The sequence below is a fragment of the Ensifer sp. CCNWLY38 genome (genome assembly GCF_037120565.1).
In the GTDB taxonomy this organism is placed as follows: Bacteria; Pseudomonadota; Alphaproteobacteria; order Rhizobiales; family Rhizobiaceae; genus Ensifer; species Ensifer adhaerens_H.
The window spans coordinates 794,597-814,575 of the sequence record NZ_JBBBBO010000001.1; the positions used below are offsets into that span (position 1 = coordinate 794,597).

24 protein-coding genes are annotated in these 19,979 nt (G+C 62.3%); 12 read left to right on the plus strand and 12 right to left on the minus strand.

What is annotated here, in order from left to right; translation table 11 throughout:
* Positions 1-31: 31 nt before the first annotated feature.
* The 3 genes from V7S54_RS03860 to sppA all read right to left on the minus strand — a co-directional run bounded on the left by V7S54_RS03860 (position 32) and on the right by sppA (position 1,862).
* Positions 32-376 (minus strand): LapA family protein, encoded by a 345-nt coding sequence (locus V7S54_RS03860; protein WP_065372217.1) that lies wholly within the window; start codon positions 374-376, stop codon positions 32-34.
* Between the two features lie 97 nt (positions 377-473).
* A complete protein-coding gene (locus V7S54_RS03865; protein ID WP_065372216.1) occupies positions 474-773 on the minus strand; it encodes an integration host factor subunit beta in 300 nt (99 codons plus the stop codon).
* 129 nt (positions 774-902) lie between these two features.
* Positions 903-1,862, minus strand: coding sequence for a signal peptide peptidase SppA (gene sppA, locus V7S54_RS03870; protein WP_065372215.1), 960 nt, complete (start codon positions 1,860-1,862; stop codon positions 903-905).
* Between the two features lie 263 nt (positions 1,863-2,125).
* Here sppA and lptC point away from each other — a divergent pair, with 263 nt between their 5' ends.
* The 6 genes from lptC to ptsN all read left to right on the plus strand — a co-directional run bounded on the left by lptC (position 2,126) and on the right by ptsN (position 7,318).
* Positions 2,126-2,794 (plus strand): LPS export ABC transporter periplasmic protein LptC, encoded by a 669-nt coding sequence (gene lptC / locus V7S54_RS03875; RefSeq protein ID WP_057247996.1) that lies wholly within the window; start codon positions 2,126-2,128, stop codon positions 2,792-2,794.
* Positions 2,795-2,809: 15 nt separating this feature from the next.
* The gene (locus V7S54_RS03880) at positions 2,810-3,370 is read left to right on the plus strand and encodes an LptA/OstA family protein (protein WP_065372214.1); all 561 of its coding nucleotides are present in this window, start codon (positions 2,810-2,812) and stop codon (positions 3,368-3,370) included.
* Between the two features lie 12 nt (positions 3,371-3,382).
* Entirely contained in the window at positions 3,383-4,201 is an 819-nt protein-coding gene (gene lptB, locus V7S54_RS03885; protein ID WP_057247994.1) for an LPS export ABC transporter ATP-binding protein, read from the plus strand.
* 143 nt (positions 4,202-4,344) lie between these two features.
* Entirely contained in the window at positions 4,345-5,883 is a 1,539-nt protein-coding gene (gene rpoN / locus V7S54_RS03890; protein ID WP_065372213.1) for an RNA polymerase factor sigma-54, read from the plus strand.
* Between the two features lie 225 nt (positions 5,884-6,108).
* Positions 6,109-6,681 (plus strand): ribosome hibernation-promoting factor, HPF/YfiA family, encoded by a 573-nt coding sequence (gene hpf / locus V7S54_RS03895; protein WP_057247992.1) that lies wholly within the window; start codon positions 6,109-6,111, stop codon positions 6,679-6,681.
* Positions 6,682-6,853: 172 nt separating this feature from the next.
* Positions 6,854-7,318, plus strand: a complete 465-nt coding sequence (ptsN, locus tag V7S54_RS03900) for a PTS IIA-like nitrogen regulatory protein PtsN (RefSeq protein ID WP_057247991.1) — start codon at positions 6,854-6,856, stop codon at positions 7,316-7,318.
* Positions 7,319-7,360: 42 nt separating this feature from the next.
* Here the strand turns inward: ptsN and V7S54_RS03905 are convergent, their stop codons facing one another.
* Positions 7,361-8,173: a helix-turn-helix transcriptional regulator gene (locus tag V7S54_RS03905; RefSeq protein ID WP_065372212.1), complete on the minus strand. Its 813-nt coding sequence runs from the start codon at positions 8,171-8,173 to the stop codon at positions 7,361-7,363.
* Between the two features lie 153 nt (positions 8,174-8,326).
* On the opposite strand from V7S54_RS03905, the gene V7S54_RS03910 reads away from it, so the two are divergent.
* Both V7S54_RS03910 and V7S54_RS03915 read left to right on the plus strand, forming a co-directional pair.
* Positions 8,327-9,094 carry an SDR family NAD(P)-dependent oxidoreductase gene (locus V7S54_RS03910; protein WP_065372446.1) on the plus strand — a complete coding sequence of 256 codons (768 nt, stop codon included), beginning with the start codon at positions 8,327-8,329 and terminating at the stop codon, positions 9,092-9,094.
* 11 nt (positions 9,095-9,105) lie between these two features.
* On the plus strand, positions 9,106-10,341 hold the full coding sequence (locus V7S54_RS03915; RefSeq protein WP_065372211.1) for a D-arabinono-1,4-lactone oxidase: 1,236 nt from the start codon (positions 9,106-9,108) through the stop codon (positions 10,339-10,341).
* A 92-nt stretch (positions 10,342-10,433) separates the two neighbouring features.
* Here V7S54_RS03915 and grpE read toward each other — a convergent pair whose 3' ends face one another.
* Positions 10,434-11,051: a nucleotide exchange factor GrpE gene (gene grpE / locus V7S54_RS03920; protein ID WP_065372210.1), complete on the minus strand. Its 618-nt coding sequence runs from the start codon at positions 11,049-11,051 to the stop codon at positions 10,434-10,436.
* A 163-nt stretch (positions 11,052-11,214) separates the two neighbouring features.
* Positions 11,215-12,294, minus strand: coding sequence for a heat-inducible transcriptional repressor HrcA (gene hrcA, locus V7S54_RS03925; protein ID WP_065372209.1), 1,080 nt, complete (start codon positions 12,292-12,294; stop codon positions 11,215-11,217).
* Positions 12,295-12,454: 160 nt separating this feature from the next.
* On the opposite strand from hrcA, the gene rph reads away from it, so the two are divergent.
* The 4 genes from rph (at position 12,455) to hemW (ending at position 15,537) form a co-directional block, all read left to right on the plus strand.
* Entirely contained in the window at positions 12,455-13,174 is a 720-nt protein-coding gene (rph, locus tag V7S54_RS03930) for a ribonuclease PH (protein ID WP_065372208.1), read from the plus strand.
* 14 nt (positions 13,175-13,188) lie between these two features.
* Positions 13,189-13,608: a VOC family protein gene (locus tag V7S54_RS03935; RefSeq protein WP_065372207.1), complete on the plus strand. Its 420-nt coding sequence runs from the start codon at positions 13,189-13,191 to the stop codon at positions 13,606-13,608.
* Between the two features lie 17 nt (positions 13,609-13,625).
* A complete protein-coding gene (gene rdgB / locus V7S54_RS03940) occupies positions 13,626-14,270 on the plus strand; it encodes an RdgB/HAM1 family non-canonical purine NTP pyrophosphatase (protein ID WP_065372445.1) in 645 nt (214 codons plus the stop codon).
* A gap of 82 nt (positions 14,271-14,352) precedes the next feature.
* Positions 14,353-15,537, plus strand: a complete 1,185-nt coding sequence (hemW, locus tag V7S54_RS03945; protein ID WP_065372206.1) for a radical SAM family heme chaperone HemW — start codon at positions 14,353-14,355, stop codon at positions 15,535-15,537.
* A gap of 28 nt (positions 15,538-15,565) precedes the next feature.
* Here hemW and V7S54_RS03950 read toward each other — a convergent pair whose 3' ends face one another.
* From V7S54_RS03950 to V7S54_RS03975, 6 genes are all read right to left on the minus strand, one after another.
* Entirely contained in the window at positions 15,566-16,180 is a 615-nt protein-coding gene (locus V7S54_RS03950) for a glutathione S-transferase family protein (RefSeq protein ID WP_065372205.1), read from the minus strand.
* Between the two features lie 113 nt (positions 16,181-16,293).
* Complete coding sequence (locus V7S54_RS03955; RefSeq protein WP_065372204.1) at positions 16,294-16,659, minus strand: DUF1801 domain-containing protein; 366 nt, start codon at positions 16,657-16,659, stop codon at positions 16,294-16,296.
* A gap of 35 nt (positions 16,660-16,694) precedes the next feature.
* Positions 16,695-17,108 (minus strand): DoxX family protein, encoded by a 414-nt coding sequence (locus V7S54_RS03960; RefSeq protein ID WP_065372203.1) that lies wholly within the window; start codon positions 17,106-17,108, stop codon positions 16,695-16,697.
* A 79-nt stretch (positions 17,109-17,187) separates the two neighbouring features.
* Positions 17,188-18,462 (minus strand): RNA polymerase sigma factor, encoded by a 1,275-nt coding sequence (locus V7S54_RS03965; protein WP_065372202.1) that lies wholly within the window; start codon positions 18,460-18,462, stop codon positions 17,188-17,190.
* Positions 18,459-18,833, minus strand: a complete 375-nt coding sequence (locus V7S54_RS03970; protein ID WP_065372201.1) for a YciI family protein — start codon at positions 18,831-18,833, stop codon at positions 18,459-18,461. Before V7S54_RS03970 ends, V7S54_RS03965 begins: the two co-directional genes overlap by 4 nt.
* 122 nt (positions 18,834-18,955) lie before the next feature.
* On the minus strand, positions 18,956-19,930 hold the full coding sequence (locus tag V7S54_RS03975) for a DMT family transporter (RefSeq protein WP_234792853.1): 975 nt from the start codon (positions 19,928-19,930) through the stop codon (positions 18,956-18,958).
* Positions 19,931-19,979 lie beyond the last annotated feature (49 nt).

Genomic DNA, 19,979 nt, shown 5'->3' on the forward strand with positions numbered 1-19,979 from the left:
CTCAGCCACTCGGCAGCGTCAAGGCAAGCGTTCAGTTCTGAGGGGCAGCCAACGTTGCCTGGGTGGCGAGCTTTTCAGCCTGACTGCGATGCTTCTCGGCTTCGCGATGCCACTTCACCGCTTCGTTCGCCTCGGTGCGTGCACGGCGACGGTACTTGCCCTGGCTGAACCAGGTCGCTGCCGCGCCGAGGACCATGCCGACGATGACGGCAAGAAACAGGAAGACGAAGAAGGGTGCGCTGACCGAAAGCACGCCGTCTTCCGGGCGGAAGGGGTTCAGTGCCAGCGTCACGCTCTGGCGATTGGCGACGCTGAGAACGATCAGGATCACGCCAACCGGAATGAGAACAACGATATTGATCAGTTTCTTGAACATTCAAGCGCTCCAGCTTGCGAGCGGCCGCGTGGTTTTCGTTGGCCACGCGGGACAACGGGCGTAAATTGCGCCAGGCCGCTGAGACCGAGAAAGACGATCAGTCCTCTTCGTCGTTCATGCCGGGATTAAGGCGCTCGCGCAATTCCTTGCCGGTTTTGAAGAACGGCACCCACTTTTCCTCGACGAAGACGGAATCGCCGGTGCGCGGATTGCGCCCGGAGCGCGACGGCCGGTTCTTGACGGAGAAGGCACCGAAGCCGCGCAGTTCGACCCGGTTGCCTGACGCGAGCGCGTCCGTGATCTCATCGAGAACCGCATTGACGATGTTTTCGACATCGCGGTGATAGAGATGCGGATTGCGAGCTGCAACAATCTGCACCAGTTCTGACTTGATCACTGTCGCCCCCTCAAATTCTTGTTTGTTTTGCTTTTTCGGTCTGCATTGTGATTGCCGCAAGTGTGTGGCCGACGCTTGCAAGAACGCCGGCATCTCCTGACGGCTCAGGCTGGGTATATGTCGCCTTCCTCATTGGCCATCAACCTGCCAAACCGAAACAAGACCGTCAAGAAACAACTTGTCGCCCGCAATTTTTTCGAGCCCGCTCATTGCCGGAAAAGCGTCATATCCCAACATCTTGATCCAGTTGCCGACCAGCGCGCCGAGGCCAAAAGGCAGGGTCTTGCGCGATGCTTCCCAATCGACGATCGGCAGGTCCTTCGATACCTTTTTCTCCGTCAGAAAGGCGCGAATTTCGTCCTCGCCGCCGAGCGTGTCGACGAGCTTCGCCTTCAGCGCCTGGCGGCCGGTGAAAATGCGGCCGTCGGCGAGCAGCAGCGCCTCGGGGCGCTGAAGCTTGCGGCGCTCGGCAACCAGGTCGACAAACCAAGCATAGCTGTCATCGATCATCGTCTGGATCATCGCCTTCGCCTCGTCGCTGGCCGGATGGAAGGGCGACGGCTCGGCCTTCAGCGGCCGCGACTTGATCGATTCCAGCGACACGCCGAGCTTGTCCATCAGGTCCTTGATCTGCGGATACTGGAAGATGACGCCGATGGAGCCGGTGATCGAGCTTTCGCCCGCGACGATCGTGTCGCCGGCGAGCGCAATCATGTAGCCCGCCGAAGCGGCGAGCGTGCGCACATCGGAGACAACAGGCTTCTTGGCGGCAACCTTGCGGATCGCCTTGTAGATCACTTCGCCGCCATAGGTGGTGCCGCCCGGAGACGAGATGGTCACGACCAGGGCTTTGACGCTGTCGTTGTCGGCGATCTTCTGGAGGCGATCGAGAAGCTCCCGGTCGTCCTGGATCAGACCGGTAATGGTGACCCGCGCAACATGCTGCCGGCTGCGACCGACGTCATCAGCAGCACCCGACCACGCAAAGATTACGAATGCGGCGACAAGAAGCAGCCCCGCCACCACCCAGCGCCAGAAACTCAGCTTCCGGCGCAGGCTGCGGCGATCGGCGATGGCGAGTTCGTCCATGTGGGTTTCTCCCGAATTGTTGGCGCAGCTTCTGTCAGTTTCCGCGGGAACGTGCTATCTGCGCGCGCAGAGGCATATTCCATAAACGCGCTTGGCCACGGTTGAAAGCCGCGGCTGGCGTTTTCGTGCTTCACCCGAGTTTTTTTGCAGCGCCATTGTGCAGCAGCAAAAAATATCCATATTTGCGACGACTTACACCATTGTATGTATATGATCCCTTGATGGGTTCAGCGATAAAAGCAGTAGAACCGACAGGCCCTTTCATGTTGAACCACGCGCCAGCCCCGGGCATTTTTGCCGATACGGGTGAGAGCTCCGCCGACGCCTATGCGCTCGCCGCGAGGCACTCCGTGCGCGTGCGGCGGCTGAAGGTCATCCTGCCCGTGGTCGCCGGCGTCATCGCGGTGATCTTCGCCGCCGTTTCCTTCGTCCGGGCCTTCATGCCCGTCGATCTGCAACTCGAAACGGCGACGATCGAGGACGGCAAGATCGTGATGCAGAATCCGGCCATCTCCGGCCGCAACAAGCAGGGCATCAGCTATTCGATGAAGGCCCAGCGGGCGCTCCAGGACATCGCCAATCCTGACATCATCACGCTGCAGACGATCCATGCGGAAATGCCGATGAAGGATTCGATGGTCGCGACGGTGGACGCCACCAACGGCATCTACGACCGCGGCGCCAATACGCTCGATATGAACGCCCCGTTCACCATTTCCGTCAATAATGGCATCAACGCCGACTTCCAGTCGGCCTATCTGGACATCAATGCCGGCGAGATGGAAACGAAACAGCCCGTTGCGATCAGCATGAAGGGCGGTTCGATCATTGCGCAGACGCTGCGAATGACGGATAAGGGACGTATTGTAATATTTGAGGGCATGGTGAGGGTGAACGTCGAGCCCACCGCCATCCGCAAGAACGCGAAATAGGACCCGGTGCACTCCATGTCGGTCACAACCGCCTCTTTTTTCAAGATTTCCGCCAGCCTGGCGATTGCCGGTGTCAGCGCTTTGATCATTGCCTCCGGCGCTTCGGCGCAGGCCACATCCAGCAAGATGAAGGGCCTTGAACTCTCCAACGACAAGCCGATCCAGATCGAGAGCGACAAGCTCGAAATCAAGGATCCCGAGAGCAAGGCGATCTTTACCGGCAACGTCAAGGTCGTGCAGGGCACGACGACGCTCCAGGCCGGCAATATGGTGGTCTTCTACAAGTCCGGTGGCGGCTCGGTTTCGAGCGGCGACGCCGACATCGACCGCATCGAGGTCAGCGAAAAGGTTTTCCTGAGCTCGGGCACGCAGCAGGCAACGGCGGACACCGGTTCCTTCGACATGACGAAGCAGGTCTTCGTGCTGAAAGGCGAAAAGGTGGTGCTGTCGGAAGGCAAGAACGTCTTCGTCGGCTGCCAGCTCAATGTCCAGATGGAAACCGGGGAGGCTCAGCTCGAAGCCTGCGGCGGCCGCGTGCAGATCCAGCTCGACCCGAAATCCCGCAAGCAGAACTGACGTAGACCGCTCGTGCACTTTCCCTTCCTTCACAAGCGCAAACGGGTCCGCAAGCCGTCGGCGACAGCTGCGGTCGTTTCCGGACACGCGGTCGACAAGGCGCGTTACGACGGCACGCTGATCGCGCGCGGCCTGACGAAGGCCTATCGCGAGCGCCGGGTCGTCAACGGCGTTTCACTGGTGGTGCGGCGCGGCGAAGCCGTGGGCCTGCTCGGACCGAACGGCGCCGGCAAGACCACCTGCTTCTATATGATCACCGGCCTCGTACCGGTCGACGAAGGCTCGATCGAGATCAATGGCAACGACGTCACGACCATGCCGATGTACCGGCGTGCCCGTCTTGGCGTCGGTTACCTGCCGCAGGAAGCATCGATCTTTCGCGGGCTGACGGTCGAGGAAAACATCCGCGCCGTGCTCGAGGTCCATGACAAGAACCTGGAGCGGCGCGAGAGCAAGCTTAACGACTTGCTCGGCGAGTTCAACATCACGCACCTGCGCAAGTCCCCCGCGATTGCGCTTTCGGGCGGCGAGCGGCGGCGTCTCGAAATCGCCCGTGCGCTTGCGACCGATCCGACCTTCATGCTGCTCGACGAGCCCTTTGCCGGCGTCGATCCGATCTCGGTCGCCGATATCCAGGCGCTTGTCCGTCACTTGACCTCGCGTGGCATCGGCGTGCTGATCACCGACCACAACGTCCGCGAGACGCTCGGCCTCATCGACCGCGCCTATATCATCCATGCCGGCGAAGTGCTGACTCATGGTCGCGCCAACGATATCGTCACCAATCCTGACGTGCGCCGGCTCTATCTCGGCGACAATTTCAGCCTTTGAGACCGCTTCGCGGGCGATTCCGCCCGCGACCACGCTTGACCAAACCTTCTCGATAAGCAATTTTTGGGCCAATTGATAAGGGCCACCCCGGCGACCGGAGAAGCACCGCGGCCCAGGAGATTTCTCGGGAGTTTCGCGTCAGCATGGCACTGTCCGCCAGCCTTCATCTGCGCCAGTCCCAGTCCCTGGTGATGACGCCACAGCTGATGCAGTCGATCCAGCTGCTGCAGATGACGCATCTCGAGCTCAATCAGTTCATCGCCCAGGAAGTCGAAAAGAACCCGCTGCTCGAATTTCAGGCGAATGACGATCTGCCAGGCACGCTGGAGCGCGGCGAGAGCACGGCCGGGGACGAGCCTGCCGGCGACGACTTCGGCGCGCAGGCCGATCTCTACGACAGCGCGACATCGCCGACGGGCGAGCGGCTCGGCGACCAGCTCGATGCCGATTTCGCCAATGTCTTCCAGGACGACACGACGCCGCAGCGCGCCGATGCGCCGGAACTGCTCGGCCAGTGGAAGTCGATGCCGGGTGGCGGCGAAGGCGACGACTATGACCTCGACGACTTCGTTGCCGGCCGCAAGAGCCTGCGCGAGACGCTCACGGAGCAATTGCCCTTTGCGCTGCCCACCCCTTCGGATCGGCTGATCGCGCAGCACCTTATCGATCAGCTCGACGACGCCGGCTATCTCCAGGCGGACCTAGTCGAAGTCGCCGAACGGCTGGGCGCCGCGCATACGGATGTTGTGCGGGTATTGCTGACGCTGCAGCAGTTCGACCCGCCCGGCGTCTTCGCGCGTTCGCTTGGCGAATGTCTTGCGATCCAGTTGCGCGCCCGCGACCGCCTCGATCCGGCGATGGAGGCACTGCTCGCCCATCTCGAACTACTGGCGCGGCGCGATTTCGCGACGCTCAAGAAGATCTGCGGCGTCGATGAAGAGGACCTGATCGACATGCTGGCGGAAATCCGCAAGCTCGATCCGAAACCCGGGACCAGCTTCGAGACCAGCGTCAGCGAGGCGATCGTGCCCGACATCGTCGTGCGGGGCGCGCCCGACGGCTCCTGGATGATCGAACTCAATCCGGACGCCCTGCCGCGCGTGCTGGTCAACCAGGACTATTTCGCCAAGGTCTCGCGCGGGACGCAGAAAAACAGCGCCGACCAAGCCTTCCTCAACGAATGCCTGCAGAACGCCAACTGGCTGACACGCAGCCTCGACCAGCGCGCCCGAACAATCATGAAGGTTGCGACCGAGATCGTTCGCCAGCAGGACGCGTTCCTGGCCAACGGCATCGGTCACCTGCGGCCGCTGAACCTCAAGACCGTCGCTGACGCGATCAAGATGCATGAATCGACCGTCAGCCGCGTCACCTCGAACAAATACATGCTGACGCCGCGCGGGCTGTTCGAACTCAAATATTTCTTCACCGTCTCGATCGGCTCGGCCGAGGGAGGCGACAGCCATTCGGCGGAAGCCGTGCGCCACCGGATCCGCGCGATGATCCAGGAGGAGAGCGCCGAAGCGGTACTTTCCGACGACGATATCGTCGACGTCCTCAAGAAGGCTGGCATCGACATTGCCCGCCGCACTGTTGCCAAATATCGCGAAGCGATGAGCATCCCTTCCTCCGTACAGCGGCGACGGGAAAAGCGGGCGCTGGCCAAGGCCTCCGGTTTTTGAGCGCCGGAAGTTAAGCCGCGTTAACTTTTTTGCGACCTTCGATTGACTCTCTCCGACACAGGCGATATGAGCCCGCCGCAATTGCCGGGGACAAGCTCGCCCCGGAAGCGGACCGGTACGACCGGTAGCTGCGACAGAGGCGCGCCCGCAAGTCTGAAAGGCTTGGATGACGGGACCGCTTGGAATAGACTGGCTGCGCAAATCACGAACGAGAGAGGAAACTCCATGAGTGTGCGTGTATCCGGTAAACAGATGGAAATCGGCGATTCGTTCCGAGCCCGCATCGGCGAGCAGATCGAGCAGGCCGTTACCAAATATTTCGACGGAGGATATTCAAGCCAGGTCACTGTGGAAAAATCCGGGCCGCGCTTCAGCGCCGACTGCAAGCTTCATCTCGATACGGGCGTGGTTATGCAGGCGAACGGTCAGGCGAACGACCCACAGGCTGCGTTTGACGCGGCGTCGGATCGCATCGAAAAGCGTCTGCGCCGCTACAAGCGGAAGCTGAAGGACCACCATAACGGCAACGGTACGAATGCTGCCGAAGTGGCTTACACAGTGATGGATTCGGTGCCGTTCGAGGACGATGAGGTCCCCGAGGATTATGCACCGACGATCGTCGCCGAAAGCACGAAACAATTGAGGACGATGTCTGTCGCCAGTGCCGTGATGGCACTCGACATGACCGATGAACCCGTTCTGATGTTCCGTAGCCCCGGCAAGGACGATCTGAATATCGTCTACAGACGCAACGATGGAAATATTGGCTGGATTGACGCTGCCAATATCAAAGCATGAGCGGATAGGGGAGTGCCGGCACGCCGGCACTCCCCGCGCCCAGAATCAGCGGGCAGGCCGGAAAATGTGACTTTTCTGTGCATGGAACCCGCCATGACAAAGATGGTTAGAGCCATTGCGACGCATTTATGATGATGTTGTCCGGCTCTAACCGGCGAACGAGGACAAAAGAATGGCATTGGCAGGTCTACTGCATCAAAATGCGATCATCCCGGCCATGAGGGCCAACTCGAAAAAACAGCTCCTCCAGGAATTGGCGGCAAAAGCATCAAAGATCACCGGGCTTCCCGAGCGTGAAATCTTCGACGTGATCCTGCAGCGGGAGCGTCTTGGCTCCACCGGTGTCGGCAATGGCATCGCCATCCCGCACGGCAAGCTCAACAATCTTCCCTCGATCATCGGCATCTTCGCGCGACTGGAAACATCTGTCGATTTCGAAGCGCTCGACGACCAGCCGGTCGACCTCGTCTTCCTGCTGCTCGCCCCGGAAGGCGCCGGCGCCGATCACCTCAAGGCCCTGTCGCGCATTGCCCGCGTCCTGCGTGATCAGGACATGGTCGCCAAGATCCGCTCGAGCGATTCCGCCAGCGCGATCTACACGCTGCTCGACGACGACGCGACCTCGCACGCCGCCTGAAAATAGCAACGGCGCGCGTCCGCCGGACGCGCAGTGCCTGCGTCAGTAAAGCTGACGACCGTTCAAATGATCTATGAAAATCCGGAACAAGGCGCCCTGGCTCGAAATGCCGAGCCGGCGATAGATGTTCTTGCGATGGATCCGGACCGTTCCCTCGGCAATGTTCATCACCTTGCCGATCGAAAGGTTGCTGTGTCCCCGAAGGATCAGCCGCACGATGTTGCGCTGCTGCTTCGTCAGCCGGTCTGAACAAAGGCTGTCGAACGCCGCTTCCATTACATTGTCGCCCTCTTCGGAGGGCGGCGGCGCAAAGCTCCGGCCGTGCTGGCGCCAGTTCGAGCGGACCGCCTCGCGCACGATCGGCTCATAGACGCGCAGTCGCTCGAGTTCGGCCTCGCTGAAAGGCTCGCCGCCGCGGCCGCGCATCAGCGAGTAGGTCGCCTGAAGGCCACCATCGAGCGGGATGACGAAGCCGACCTCCTCCACCAGCACACCCGATTCCATCGACACGCAGGGATGAACCTCGGCGGACGACGAGAAGTCGGACTGGAAGAACCGGTCCGGCGCCAGCTCGCGCATGCGCCAGAGGCCGGCCGGCTGGCCGGCGGAGCAGGCGACGTAGAAGGGATCGAGCAGATAGGCGCCGCCGAGATAGGCGGAAAGCGCACGCGCCGATACCTTTGCCGTGTAGCCGTCGTGCAGCACGATCGGCCTGGCATCGTAGGGATAGGCAAAGGCGACGGAGAGATCGAAACTGGTGACCGATCGCAGCATCCGGTCGAGCGCCTGGCCGAAATCCTGCGTGCCGATCAGACCGATCATCGCCGAAATATCGGCGGACTCTCTTGCCAGCATTCCGGTTTCATCCCCCCGCTCCTCGTATCCCCCATGGGATATCGACAGGCCCTGCTTCGTCAACAATAATTCCCCCCGGGAGAGAGCAACAGGTCGTCGCGAAACGGGTCGCCCTTGGCGAACGCTGCGACGAACGCCGATGAGGAGGGCGCAATGGCAGGCAGGCTTTCAGGCAAGGTGGCGCTGATCAGCGGTGGCGCGGGAGGCTGCGGCCTGGCGGCGTCAGAGCTTTTCGCGCGCGAAGGCGCCAAGGTCGGTATCGTCGACCTGCCGCGCAGCAAGGGCGAAGAGGTCGCGGCATCGATCCGCGCCAATGGCGGCGAGGCGATTTTTGCCCCTGCCGACGTCTCGGTATCCGCAGAGGTGACATCCGCGGTCAAGGCGGTGGAGGCGGCGTTCGGCGCCATCACGGTGCTCTTCAACCACGCCGGCATTCTTGCCGTCGGCCCCTTCCTCGAGGTCGAGGAAGACGAATGGGACCGGCTGATGGCGGTCAATGTGCGCAGCATGTTTCTGATGACCAAGGCGGTTCTGCCCGGCATGCTTTCCGCCGGCGGCGGTAGCATCGTCTGCACCTCGTCGATCTCGGCCGTGGCGGCAACGCCGATGGAGGTGCTCTACGACACGACCAAGGGCGCCTGCCATATGTTCGCCCGCGCCATCGCCGTCGAGTTCCGCGACCGCGGCATCCGCTGCAACGCCGTCTGCCCCGGCTTCATCGCCACCGATCATGGCAAGCGCGAGCTCGTCGGCCTCAGCAAATACGGGGTTGACGTTTCGGAGGCGGCCATCGCCGCGCAGCAGGGCCGCATGTGCGACCCGAAAGAGGTGGCGAACGCGGCGCTGTTTCTTTCGAGCGATGAGGCGAGCTTCATCAACGGCACGCATCTGTTCGTCGACAATTGCTTCACCGCGGTTTGAGGGAGGGGAAAATGCTTCAGGCAGGTGGCCACTGGCGCAACTGGGTCGGAAACCAATCATGCATCGTGCGCCATCGCGGCGCGCCGGAGAGCGAGGCAGCACTTGCCGAAATGGTGCGCGAGGCGACGTCGCAAGGACTGAACGTGCGCTGCGCCGGTTCCGGCCATTCCTTCACCCCGGTGGCGTTGACCAGCGGGCTGCAACTGACGCTCTCCAGCATGCAGGGCGTCGTCGGCATCGACTACGCGCGCAAGCGCGTCGCGGTAAAGGCCGGCACCACCATCAATCAGCTCGGCAAGGTGCTGAAATCCAACGGCCTGTCGCTGATCAATCAGGGCGACATCGACAGCCAGGCGCTGGCTGGCGCGCTGACGACCGGGACGCACGGGACCGGCGCCAAGCTCGGCAACATGGCCTCGCAGATCGTCGGCATGCGCCTGGTACAGCCGGATGGCAGCATTCTCGTCGTCGATGAGACGACACCGGATCTGCTCGAGGCGGCGCGGGTATCGGTCGGCATGCTTGGTGTGATCTCGGAGATCACGCTGCAGGCGATGGACAGCTACAATCTGCATGAAAGGCTCTGGCGCTGCACCTTCGATGAAATGATCGAGCAGCACGACGAACTGGCCGCCAAGCACCGCCATTTTGGCTTCTTCTGGTGCCCGGTGCCCGAGAGCCGGCATTGCTATTGCCTGCCGGACACCGCATCGGTCTCGACCACAGACAGCACCTCCGACGTCTGCGAGATGAAGGTGATCGACATCACCGAGGAAGCACCGACGGAGCGCCGCTTCGAGAAGATCGCATACTCCTCGGAGATCTACCCGATCGAGTACGTGCCGAATTTCCACGAGCTCGAATACGCGGTCCCCGTCGCCCACGGCAAGGACGCAGTGAAGGCGGTGCGCAAGCTGATGCTGGAAAAGCACCCCACCTGCATCTATCCGATCGAGTATCGTTTCACCGCCGGAGACACGGGTTGGATCAGCCCCTTCTTCGAGCAAGACTCGATCACGCTCTCGGTCTCGGGCGAGCCGGGAACCGACTATTGGGGCTACCTTGGGGACGTCGATATGATCCTGCGGCAGTACGGCTCACGGCCGCACTGGGGCAAGCTGCATTTCCTCGGCGCCGAGGATGTGACGGCGCTCTATCCCCGCGCAGGCGATTTCCGGGCGCTCAGGGCCAAGGTCGATCCGGAGGGCCGCTTCCTCAACGATCACCTGCACCAGCTTTTCGGATAGCGTTTGCGGCTGACGCCGCTCCCGTCTTCTGCCCAAACAAAAACGCCGCGCGAAGTTCGCGCGGCGTTTTCTTTAAACTCTGTTCGGTTGGATCAAGCAGACGGTGCGTCGCCGTTCTCGGCGGCCACGACCTTCGGTCCGCCCTTGGAGACGCCGACCATGGCCGGACGCAGAACACGGTCACCGATCACGTAGCCGGCTTGAACCACCTGCAGCACCGTGTTGTTCGGCACGTCCGCATTGGGAATCTCGAACATCGCCTGATGGAAGTTCGGGTCGAACTTCTGGCCTTCCGGCTCCAGCTTCTTGACGCCGTGGCGCTCAAGCGCCGAAAGCATCGAGCGCTCGGTCATTTCCACGCCCTCGATCAGGGCGGTCAGGCCAGCCTCGCCTGCTTCCCTGGCCTCTGCCGGAATGGCATCGAGGGCGCGGCGCAGGTTATCCGAAACGGCGAGCATGTCGCGGGCGAAGCCGGCGACGGAATAGGACTTCGCATCCTTCACGTCGCGTTCGGTGCGGCGGCGCAGGTTGTCCATCTCGGCGGCAAGCCGAAGGTACTTGTCACGCAGCTCGGCGCTCTCGGCCCTTGCGAGCTCCAACGGATCGGGCTCGGCAACCGGCGCAGCTTCAGCGGCGTCGGCAGCATCAGGCGCGGCATCGAATACCTCGTCGGTAGCCTCGGGTCCGTGCTTGTTCGTATCGTCGGTCATGACGTTCTCCGCAGTGTCGTCTCTATCGTCCTTCGCATTTCCACGCCGCAAGCGCGAGCCTGCGTGTCAGCAAAAATGCCCTGTGGCTGGATTTGAAGCCGATATCGAGGTTTGGGGCCGAAAAATCAAGGGTTCAATCGCGCGCGCGGCCAAAAGCCCGCCTTTAGCGGGAGAGCCGCGACATCAGCTGCGCGGTATAATCGACCATCGGCACGATGCGGGAATAGTTGAGCCGCGTCGGACCGATGACGCCGACCGCGCCGACGATACGGTCCTCGCCATCGCGATAGGGCGCGACGATCAGCGAGGAGCCGGAGAGCGAGAAGAGCTTGTTTTCCGAGCCGATGAAGATCCGGACACCCGGGCCGCTCTCGGCAAGATCGAGCAGCTCGATCAGGCTGTCCTTCTTTTCGAGATCGTCGAAGAGCATGCGGAGCCGATCGATATCCTCGGCCCCCTCCAGTCCTTCGAGCAGATTGGCCCGCCCGCGCACGATCAACCGCGCCGGCTTCTCGTCGCCTTCATTGCCCGACCAGATGGCGAGACCGCGCTCGACGAGGTCTTGCGACAGCGCGTCGAGTTCGCCGCGCACCGTCCGCTTCACCTTTTCGAGCTGGGTGCGCACCTCGCCGATCGTCTGGCCGGCAAGATGGGCGTTGAGGAAGTTCGCGGCTTCGGTGAGCTGCGAGCTGGTGACCCCTGCCGGCAGTTCGATGATGCGGTTTTCCACCTGGTCGTGCTCGCCGACGAGAACGGCCAGCGCCTTGGTCGGCGCCAGGCGAATGAACTCGACATGCTTCAGCACGGGATCGGCCTTGGCGGTGATGACGAGGCCGGCCCCGCGTGACATGCCTGACAGCATCTGGCTGGCTTCGGTCAGCAGCGCATCGACCGGCTGCGTATGGTCATCGCGCCGCACGTGACGGTCGATCGACGCCCGGTCCTCGACCGAGAGATTGCCGACCTGCATAAAGGCGTCGACGAAGAAGCGTAGCCCCGTCTGGGTGGGCAGACGGCCAGCGCTGACATGCGGCGAGTAGATGAGACCGAGATCTTCGAGATCGCTCATCACATTGCGAACGGAAGCGGGAGAGAGCGACATGGGCAGGAGCCGCGACAGATTGCGCGAGCCGAGCGGCTCGCCGCTCGTCAGATAGGTTTCCACGATGCGACGGAAAATTTCGCCCGAGCGCTCATCCAGCGCCGCTGCGATTTCCTTTGCTCCGGGATTGCGCAGTACCATGTCACTCCACACTCGCAGGCACATCCTGCCGTGCCCGGAATATAGTGATCCTGCCGCCCGATGGCAAAAGGGAAAAATCGACTGGTCCCCCGGCTATCCACCGGTTCCCTTTGCCTGCGCCATGCTCTAGAAGGCTCTCCAGATACGATAGGAGTTGACGATGCGGCCATCCGGCAGAAAAACCGACCAAATGCGCAAGGTTTCCTTCGAGCGCAATTTTTCCAAGCACGCGGAAGGTTCCTGTCTGGTGCGGTTCGGCGATACGCACGTGCTGTGCACCGCCAGCCTTGAGGAGAAGGTTCCGGCCTGGCTGCGCAACGGCGGCAAGGGTTGGGTGACGGCGGAATACGGCATGCTGCCGCGCGCCACCGGCGAGCGCATGAAGCGCGAGGCGGCAAACGGCAAGCAGAGCGGCCGTACCCAGGAAATCCAGCGGCTGATCGGCCGGTCGCTGCGCGCTGTCGTCGATCTTCCTGCACTTGGCGAACGCCAGATCTCGATCGACTGCGACGTCATCCAGGCCGATGGCGGCACCCGCACGGCCTCGATCACCGGCGCCTGGGTCGCGCTCTACGATTGCCTGAAGTGGATGGAAGCGCGTAACATGGTCAAGGTCGAGAAGGTCCTGAAGGACCATGTCGCCGCCATCTCCTGCGGCATCTTCGCCAACCAGTCCGTGATCGACCTCGATTACCTCGAAGACTCTGCGGCCGAGACCGATGCCAACTTCGTCATGACCGGCTCCGGCGGCATCGTTGAAATCCAGGGTACGGCCGAAGGCAAGCCGTTCTCGGAAGAGGAATTCGCAAGCCTGATGGGCCTGGCAAAGAACGGCATTGCCGAACTGGTCGCGCTGCAGAAGCAGGCGATTGCAGGCTGACCACAGGAGAAAAGATGGCCCCGGCACTGGAAGGCATACTCGAGACTGCGCTCTACGCGACCGATCTCGATGCCGCCGAGGCCTTCTACGGCGGCGTTCTCGGCCTTGAGAAGATCACCCGCGCTGGAAACCGGCACGTGTTCTTCCGCTGCGGCCAAGGCGTGCTTTTGATCTTCAATCCGGTCGAGACGGTGAAACCGCCAGCACCGGACGCCACCCTGCCGGTACCACCGCATGGCACGACCGGCCGGGGACATATGTGCTTTCGCGTGCGCGCCGAGGCGCTCGACGCCTGGAAAGCGAAACTGGAAGCGGCCGGTATCAAGATCGAAAGCGATCTGCGCTGGCCGAACGGGGCGCGATCCTTCTATTTCCGCGACCCGGCCGGCAACAGCCTCGAATGTGCGGAACCGGGCCTCTGGTCCATCGAATGAATACGAAGCGAGACACCATGCGCAAACTCGACAACAAGACGCTGATCGTCGCCAGCCACAATGCCGGCAAGATTCGCGAGATCCGCGATCTCATCGGCCCGCTCGGTTTCGAGGCGAAGTCGGCGGCGGACCTCAATTTCATCGAGCCCGACGAAACCGGCACCACCTTCGAGGAGAACGCCACCATCAAGGCGCTCGCCTCGGCCAAGGCTTCGGGCCTGCCGGCGCTTTCGGACGATTCCGGTCTTTCAATCGACGCACTCAACGGCGCGCCCGGCGTCTACACCGCCAACTGGGCCGAGCGCGAGGACGGCAGCCGCGATTTCGCGATGGCCATGGAGAAGGTCGAAAAAGCATTGCAGGAAAAGGGCGCAACGACGCCTTCCGAGCGCGCCGCCCGCTTCGTCTCGGTGCTCTGCCTTGCCTGGCCGGACGGCCATGTCGAGCTCTTCCGTGGCGAGGTCGAAGGCTTCGTGGTCTGGCCACCGCGCGGCAGCCAGGGTTTTGGCTACGATCCGGTCTTCCAGCCGAAGGGCTACGAGACCACCTTCGGCGAAATGAGCGCCGACGAAAAACACGGCTGGAAGCCGGGCGATGCGCAGGCCCTGTCGCACCGCGCCCGCGCCTTCAAGATTTTTGCCGAGACCTGCCTCGGAGCCTGATCTGAGCGGGATGAGGAAAAGTGTGAGCGGTTTTCCGCCCGCATCCCGCTCCCTACTGAAAGTGACCATGAGAGACGCAACGATGCAGACGGCCACGCTATCGGCGATTGGTGACGGCATGGACCCCGGTTTCGGGGTCTATGTACACTGGCCGTTCTGCGCGGCCAAATGCCCCTATTGCGACTTCAACAGCCATGTGCGCCACCAACCGGTGGACCAGCCGCGTTTCGTTTCCGCCTTCCTGAAGGAGATGGAAGAAGTCCGCGAGCTCTCCGGCCCGCGCACCGTCACCAGCATCTTCATGGGCGGCGGTACGCCGTCGCTGATGGAGCCGGCAACGGTGGACGCGATCCTCTCCGGTATCGCTCGCCATTGGCACGTGCCGGACGGCATCGAAATCACCATGGAAGCGAACCCTTCGAGCGTCGAGGCGACGCGCTTCCACGGCTATCGCGCCGCCGGCGTCAATCGCGTCTCGCTCGGCGTCCAGGCGCTGAACGACCGAGATCTGAAGTTTCTCGGGCGGCTGCACAATGTCGAGGATGCACTGAAGGCGATCCGGCTCGCACGCGAGATCTTCCCACGCATGTCCTTCGACCTGATCTATGCCCGCCCCAACCAGACGGTCGAGGAGTGGGAACGCGAGTTGAAGGAGGCGGTCTCCTATGCGGTCGATCACCTGTCGCTCTACCAGCTGACGATCGAGGAGGGCACGCCCTTCTACGGCCTGCACAAGGCCGGAAAGCTCATCGTTCCGGACGGCGAACAATCGGCCGTACTCTACGAGGCAACGCAGGAGATCACCGCATCGATCGGCATGCCGGCCTATGAAGTCTCCAACCACGCACGTCCGGGTGCTGAAAGCCGGCACAACCTCACCTACTGGCGCTATGGCGACTATGCAGGTATTGGCCCCGGCGCCCACGGCCGCCTCGGCATCGGCAGCGGCAAGATTGCGACCTCCACCGAACGCAAGCCCGAGGAATGGCTGCGCCTCGTCGAGACCTACGGCCACGGCATGATCGAGCGCGAGGCGCTCGACCTCGAAGCGCAGTCGGATGAACTGCTGCTGATGGGCCTGCGCCTCAAGGAAGGCGTCGATCTTGCCCGCTGGCAGACCCTTTCCGGCCGCGATCCGGACCCGGAGCGCGAGCAGTTCCTGATCGACCACGGCTTCATCGAGCGGCTCGGCAATTCGCGCCTGCGCTGCACGCCGGCCGGCATGCTGATCCTCGACGCCGTGGTGGCGGACCTCGCCTGCCCCTGAGGGCAGGCGGTCTTCGCCGGCTACAGACTCAATCGAACGTTTCACCCGATAGCGGCGTGGCCCGCATCGAGGCGCGCTCCTCGAACGCGTCGAACCAGCGTGTCAGCGTTGGGCGGTTACGGAACGATGGCAGGTTGCGAAACGCCATCCAGGAGAGCGCCGTCGCCAGCGCGATCTGGCCGATATCGACGTCTTCCTCGGGCGACAACGTCTGCTCCAGCCAATCGTAGGTCGCTTCGATCTTTTCTTCGTAGCCCTTGGCGAGTTCCGGAAAACGCAGGTGCTCCGGGCGCCTCTCCCATTCCCAGCGAAGACCGATGCCGGTCTGGGCAAGGACCTGCGCCACCGACTGCATGCGCAGCGCCCGCCACCGAGGCTCGCCGGCCTCGGGGATTAGCTTGCGTCCCTCATGCAGCGTATCGAAATAGGCGCAGATGACGTCGCTGTCGAAGATCGGCTCTTCGCCCTCACGCAACAGCACCGGAACCTTGCCGAGCGGGTTTTCGGCATAGACTTCGTCGTTGCGCCGCGTCGGGCTCGTCTCGTGGTGGATGACCTTCAGCCGTTCGGCGAGACCGGCCTCGTGGGCGAAGACGAGCGCCTTGCGAGCGAAGGGAGAATGGGTCTGATAGTAGAGGATCATGTTTGCCTCGCGGGATCTGGCGTGAATTCCTGTTCCCGTGAAGAGATATTGCATCGTGACCGATAAATGCGCTCTGTTTCACCGGTCCGGTTGCAAGTTTGTTTCGTAAGGGATCACTTCATCGGATCGCCTTTCAGCCGATTGAGTTCGATGCCTCTCGCGACGAGCCGGGCAACCTGGCCATCGTCGATGTCTTCGGCCGCGCGCAGGCGGATATAGGCCATGTCACCCTTGCCGCCGCCCCTCTCCAGGCGAGAATCGAGATCGAGCATCTCGGCGCCGCGCCAAAAGCCGAAGGTCACGTGATCCTTCGCCCCCTTGAGAAGGCAGACCGCACCTCCGGCCTCATAGGTGGGGTGGCCCCATTTGACGATGTCGGTCAGCCCGCCTGCGGCGATGAGCGCTGCGTGCAGGCGTTTTGCCACCTCGGCCGGCGTACCAGAGAGGCCGGCAATGTAATCTTCGACGGTCTTGGTCATGGTCGACTTTCATTTGTTCGGTGGGAAGGTAGTTTTCAGTTCTTGAACGGGATCAGGCTGCGCAGCCGCGGATCTCGGAGCCACAGGCCGCCCCAGGCGATGACGCCGAGATAGAAGCCAAAGAGCAGGTGGGAAAAGAGTGGGCTGCCGGCGCGCAGATGCGTCGCCATCGCGCCGCCGAGATAACCGGTCAGCAGAATGGCGCCGAGGATCGAGGTCCGCGGGATCACGTAAAGCACGGTGCAGAGCAGAGTGAGCACCCCGAGCAGACGCGCCAGGTTCTGATCTGCGGAGTAACCAAGCGCCACCATGGTTTCGGTAACGACTTGGAGCGGCACGAGCTTGATGACGGCATCGAAGACCAGGAAGGCGACGAGCACGCCACTGAGGACGCGGCCGAGGATGACGGACTTGGCAGTCGGGGCGGGAATGGCAAGGCTGGTATTCACTGGGATTTCTCCTTGGATCTCGTTTTCAGTCCAAGGACGAAGTAATGCGGCCCGCCCCGACAGCCGCCTCGTGGCTTTTTCATCTTTTTTTGACGACGGCGTCTTCGACGCCTGGCTCCTCGTCGAGTTTGTCGAGCTGCATGCGGATATAGGCGCATTCGGCAGCGTTGGTCGCAAGCGCGACGGCATGATCAAAAGCGACGCGTGCCTCGCGAACCCTGCCGAGCTGCTTCAGGAGGTGGCCGCTGAGGCCATGGAAATAGAAGTAGCCAGACAGTTTGCCGGCCAGCGGCTCGATCATGGCGAGCGCTGCTTCCGGACCGTCACGCTTCGACACAGCCACCGCCCGATTGAGGGTGATCACCGGCGAGGGCTGCAGCCGTTCGAGCGCTTGGTACAAAAGATCGATCTGCGCCCAGTCGGTGTCCTCAGGGCGCTCCGCCCGCGCATGCAGGTCAGCGATTGCGGCCTGGATCTGATAGGCGCCGGGCTGGCGATGGCGCATCGCCCTGTCGATCAGCGCCAGCGCCTCGCTGATCAGCGGCTGGTTCCACAATCCGCGATCCTGGTCTTCGAGCAGGATGACGGCGCCATCGGCATCGAAACGGGCGCGCGCGCGGGAGTGCTGTATCATCATCAACGCCGTCAGCCCCATGATCTCCGGTTCGGCGGGAAAGAGCTGCAGCAGCAGGCGCCCAAGACGGATCGCCTCCTCGCAGAGATCGGCCGAGACGCTTTCCGGGCCGTTCATCGCCGAATAACCTTCGTTGAAGACGAGATAGATCATCGTTGCGACGGCGGCGAGCCGGTCGGCGCGATCGTCCGCGTCCGGCGTCTCAAACGCAAGGCCCGCGGCGGCGACGCGCGACTTGGCGCGGGTGATGCGCTGCTCCATCGCCGCCTCGCTGACGAGAAAGGCGCGGGCGATCTGCTTGACCGAAAGGCCCGAGACGATGCGCAGAGCCAGCGCGATCTGCTGGGTCGCCGGCAGAGCCGGGTTGCTGCAGACGAACAGAAGCCGAAGAATGTCGTCTCGATAGTGGGAACCGTCGATCCGGTCGGCGAGATTGCTCTCCTGATCCTCAAGATCGGAGAGAATTTCTTCGGGCGGCAGTGCGGTCTCGCGTGACTGACGGCGGACCTTGTCGATGCCGCTGTTGCGCCCGACGAAAATCAGCCACGCCGCAGGATCGCGCGGCGGGCCGCTTTTCGGCCAGGTCTTCAAAGCCCGGATGCAAGCCTCCTGAAACGCTTCCTCGGCCGTATCGAGATTGCGGAAGTAGCGCAGCAAAGCGCCCACTGCCTGCGGCCGGGCTGAAACGAGTGCGAGGTCTATCCAGGCTGTGTCTGTCATGAAGCAAGCTCACTGGGTTTGTAGATGGCAAGGGGTCGGATTTCGTAGGAGCCGGCCGCCGGATTGGCGGAACTCAAATCACGAGCAAACTCAAGCGCGTCGTCGAGAGACGCGCAATCGATGACATAGAAGCCGAGCAGTTGCTCCTTCGTCTCGGCAAAGGGGCCATCGATGACGATCGTCTCGCTGTGGCTGTGTCGCAGCGTCGTCGCCGCTGACGTCGGCATCAGGCGCGCCACCGGTCCAAGCCTGCCGGCCTCGGCATATTTGCTCTGCACGGCCACCAGATCATGCATGACCTTCTCGTCTTGCTCCTTGGTCCAGGCGCTCGTGACATCTTCTTGGTTGTAGCAAAACACGGCGTAAAGCATCGGAACTCCTGCTCCTCAAATCAAAGACGGTGGCGGCAAGGAATAGCCGACAACCCAAATGAAAAAAACAGGGCCGGTAGCGCTTTCGCCTACCGGCCCGCAATGCGTGTGGACGCGAACGATCAGACGTTCTCGCGGCACTCTAACTTGGGGTCGACCGGCGGCCGAGAAAAGAGGCGCAGAAGTCGCCCGTCTATTGCTGCCAGACCGGCTGCGATCAAGGTCATGCCGAGGAAATGCTTGGGTTCCAGCGTTTCGCCGAGGAACATGGCGCCGAGCAAGATGGCGCTGACCGGGATGAGGAAGGTCACCAGCATCAGGTTGGTGACCCCTGCCGTCTCCAGAATGCGGAAGAACAGGACATAAGCGAGCGCCGTCGAGACCAGTGCGATGCCGACGATCGCCGCCCAGACATCGAGACCGGGCATCGGCAGCGCCCAGGGGTGATCGATGAGCAGAGACAGCGGCACCAGCATGATGCTCGATGCGGAGACCTGGCCGGTGGCCGTCACGATCGGTGCCACGCCCATGCGCTTGAAGCGGCGGGCAAAGACACCGGCGAGCGAATAGGAGAGCGCCGCACCGAGAACGGCAAGCTGGGCAACAAGGTTGGAGCCGAGCCCGCCGAGTGCCGCCGGGCCGATCATCATGGCAACGCCCAGGAAACCGACGACCACGCCAGCGAAGCGGTTGACGGTCAGCTTCTCGTCATCGGTCAAAAGATGCGCGACGATCACGCCGAAAAGCGGCGTGGTGGCGTTGAGGATCGAGGCGAGGCCGCTGGCGATATGCGTCTGGCCCCAGACGATCAGCGAGAAGGGGATGAGGTTGTTGAGCAGACCCATGCCGAAGAAGGCCAGCCAGACGCGACGGTCCCGCGGCATCGACAATCCCATCAGACGCACGATGACGAGCAGCGCGATCGCCGCGAGGCTGACCCTCAGCGCCACGATGGTGATGGGTGGCAGCGCCTTGACGGCGATACCGATGAAAAAGAAGGAGCCACCCCAGAGGAGAGAGAGCATGATCAACATGCCCCATTCCCGCGCTCCCATGACCTTGGCCTGAACCGGCTGCACCATCGCGAAAACCCTCATTTGTTTATCTGACTAAATCAAAACGGTGTTGACCGTCGTGAATTTATGC

Coding starts and splice junctions, on each gene's coding strand:
- V7S54_RS03860 (WP_065372217.1), bottom strand. CDS start 376: ATGTTCAAGAAACTGATCAATATCGTTGTTCTCATTCCGGTTGGCGTG.
- sppA (WP_065372215.1), bottom strand. CDS start 1,862: ATGGACGAACTCGCCATCGCCGATCGCCGCAGCCTGCGCCGGAAGCTG.
- lptC (WP_057247996.1), top strand. CDS start 2,126: ATGTTGAACCACGCGCCAGCCCCGGGCATTTTTGCCGATACGGGTGAG.
- V7S54_RS03880 (WP_065372214.1), top strand. CDS start 2,810: ATGTCGGTCACAACCGCCTCTTTTTTCAAGATTTCCGCCAGCCTGGCG.
- rpoN (WP_065372213.1), top strand. CDS start 4,345: ATGGCACTGTCCGCCAGCCTTCATCTGCGCCAGTCCCAGTCCCTGGTG.
- hpf (WP_057247992.1), top strand. CDS start 6,109: ATGAGTGTGCGTGTATCCGGTAAACAGATGGAAATCGGCGATTCGTTC.
- ptsN (WP_057247991.1), top strand. CDS start 6,854: ATGGCATTGGCAGGTCTACTGCATCAAAATGCGATCATCCCGGCCATG.
- V7S54_RS03905 (WP_065372212.1), bottom strand. CDS start 8,173: ATGCTGGCAAGAGAGTCCGCCGATATTTCGGCGATGATCGGTCTGATC.
- V7S54_RS03910 (WP_065372446.1), top strand. CDS start 8,327: ATGGCAGGCAGGCTTTCAGGCAAGGTGGCGCTGATCAGCGGTGGCGCG.
- V7S54_RS03915 (WP_065372211.1), top strand. CDS start 9,106: ATGCTTCAGGCAGGTGGCCACTGGCGCAACTGGGTCGGAAACCAATCA.
- grpE (WP_065372210.1), bottom strand. CDS start 11,051: ATGACCGACGATACGAACAAGCACGGACCCGAGGCTACCGACGAGGTA.
- hrcA (WP_065372209.1), bottom strand. CDS start 12,294: ATGGTACTGCGCAATCCCGGAGCAAAGGAAATCGCAGCGGCGCTGGAT.
- rph (WP_065372208.1), top strand. CDS start 12,455: ATGCGGCCATCCGGCAGAAAAACCGACCAAATGCGCAAGGTTTCCTTC.
- V7S54_RS03935 (WP_065372207.1), top strand. CDS start 13,189: ATGGCCCCGGCACTGGAAGGCATACTCGAGACTGCGCTCTACGCGACC.
- rdgB (WP_065372445.1), top strand. CDS start 13,626: ATGCGCAAACTCGACAACAAGACGCTGATCGTCGCCAGCCACAATGCC.
- hemW (WP_065372206.1), top strand. CDS start 14,353: ATGCAGACGGCCACGCTATCGGCGATTGGTGACGGCATGGACCCCGGT.
- V7S54_RS03950 (WP_065372205.1), bottom strand. CDS start 16,180: ATGATCCTCTACTATCAGACCCATTCTCCCTTCGCTCGCAAGGCGCTC.
- V7S54_RS03955 (WP_065372204.1), bottom strand. CDS start 16,659: ATGACCAAGACCGTCGAAGATTACATTGCCGGCCTCTCTGGTACGCCG.
- V7S54_RS03965 (WP_065372202.1), bottom strand. CDS start 18,462: ATGACAGACACAGCCTGGATAGACCTCGCACTCGTTTCAGCCCGGCCG.
- V7S54_RS03970 (WP_065372201.1), bottom strand. CDS start 18,833: ATGCTTTACGCCGTGTTTTGCTACAACCAAGAAGATGTCACGAGCGCC.
- V7S54_RS03975 (WP_234792853.1), bottom strand. CDS start 19,930: ATGAGGGTTTTCGCGATGGTGCAGCCGGTTCAGGCCAAGGTCATGGGA.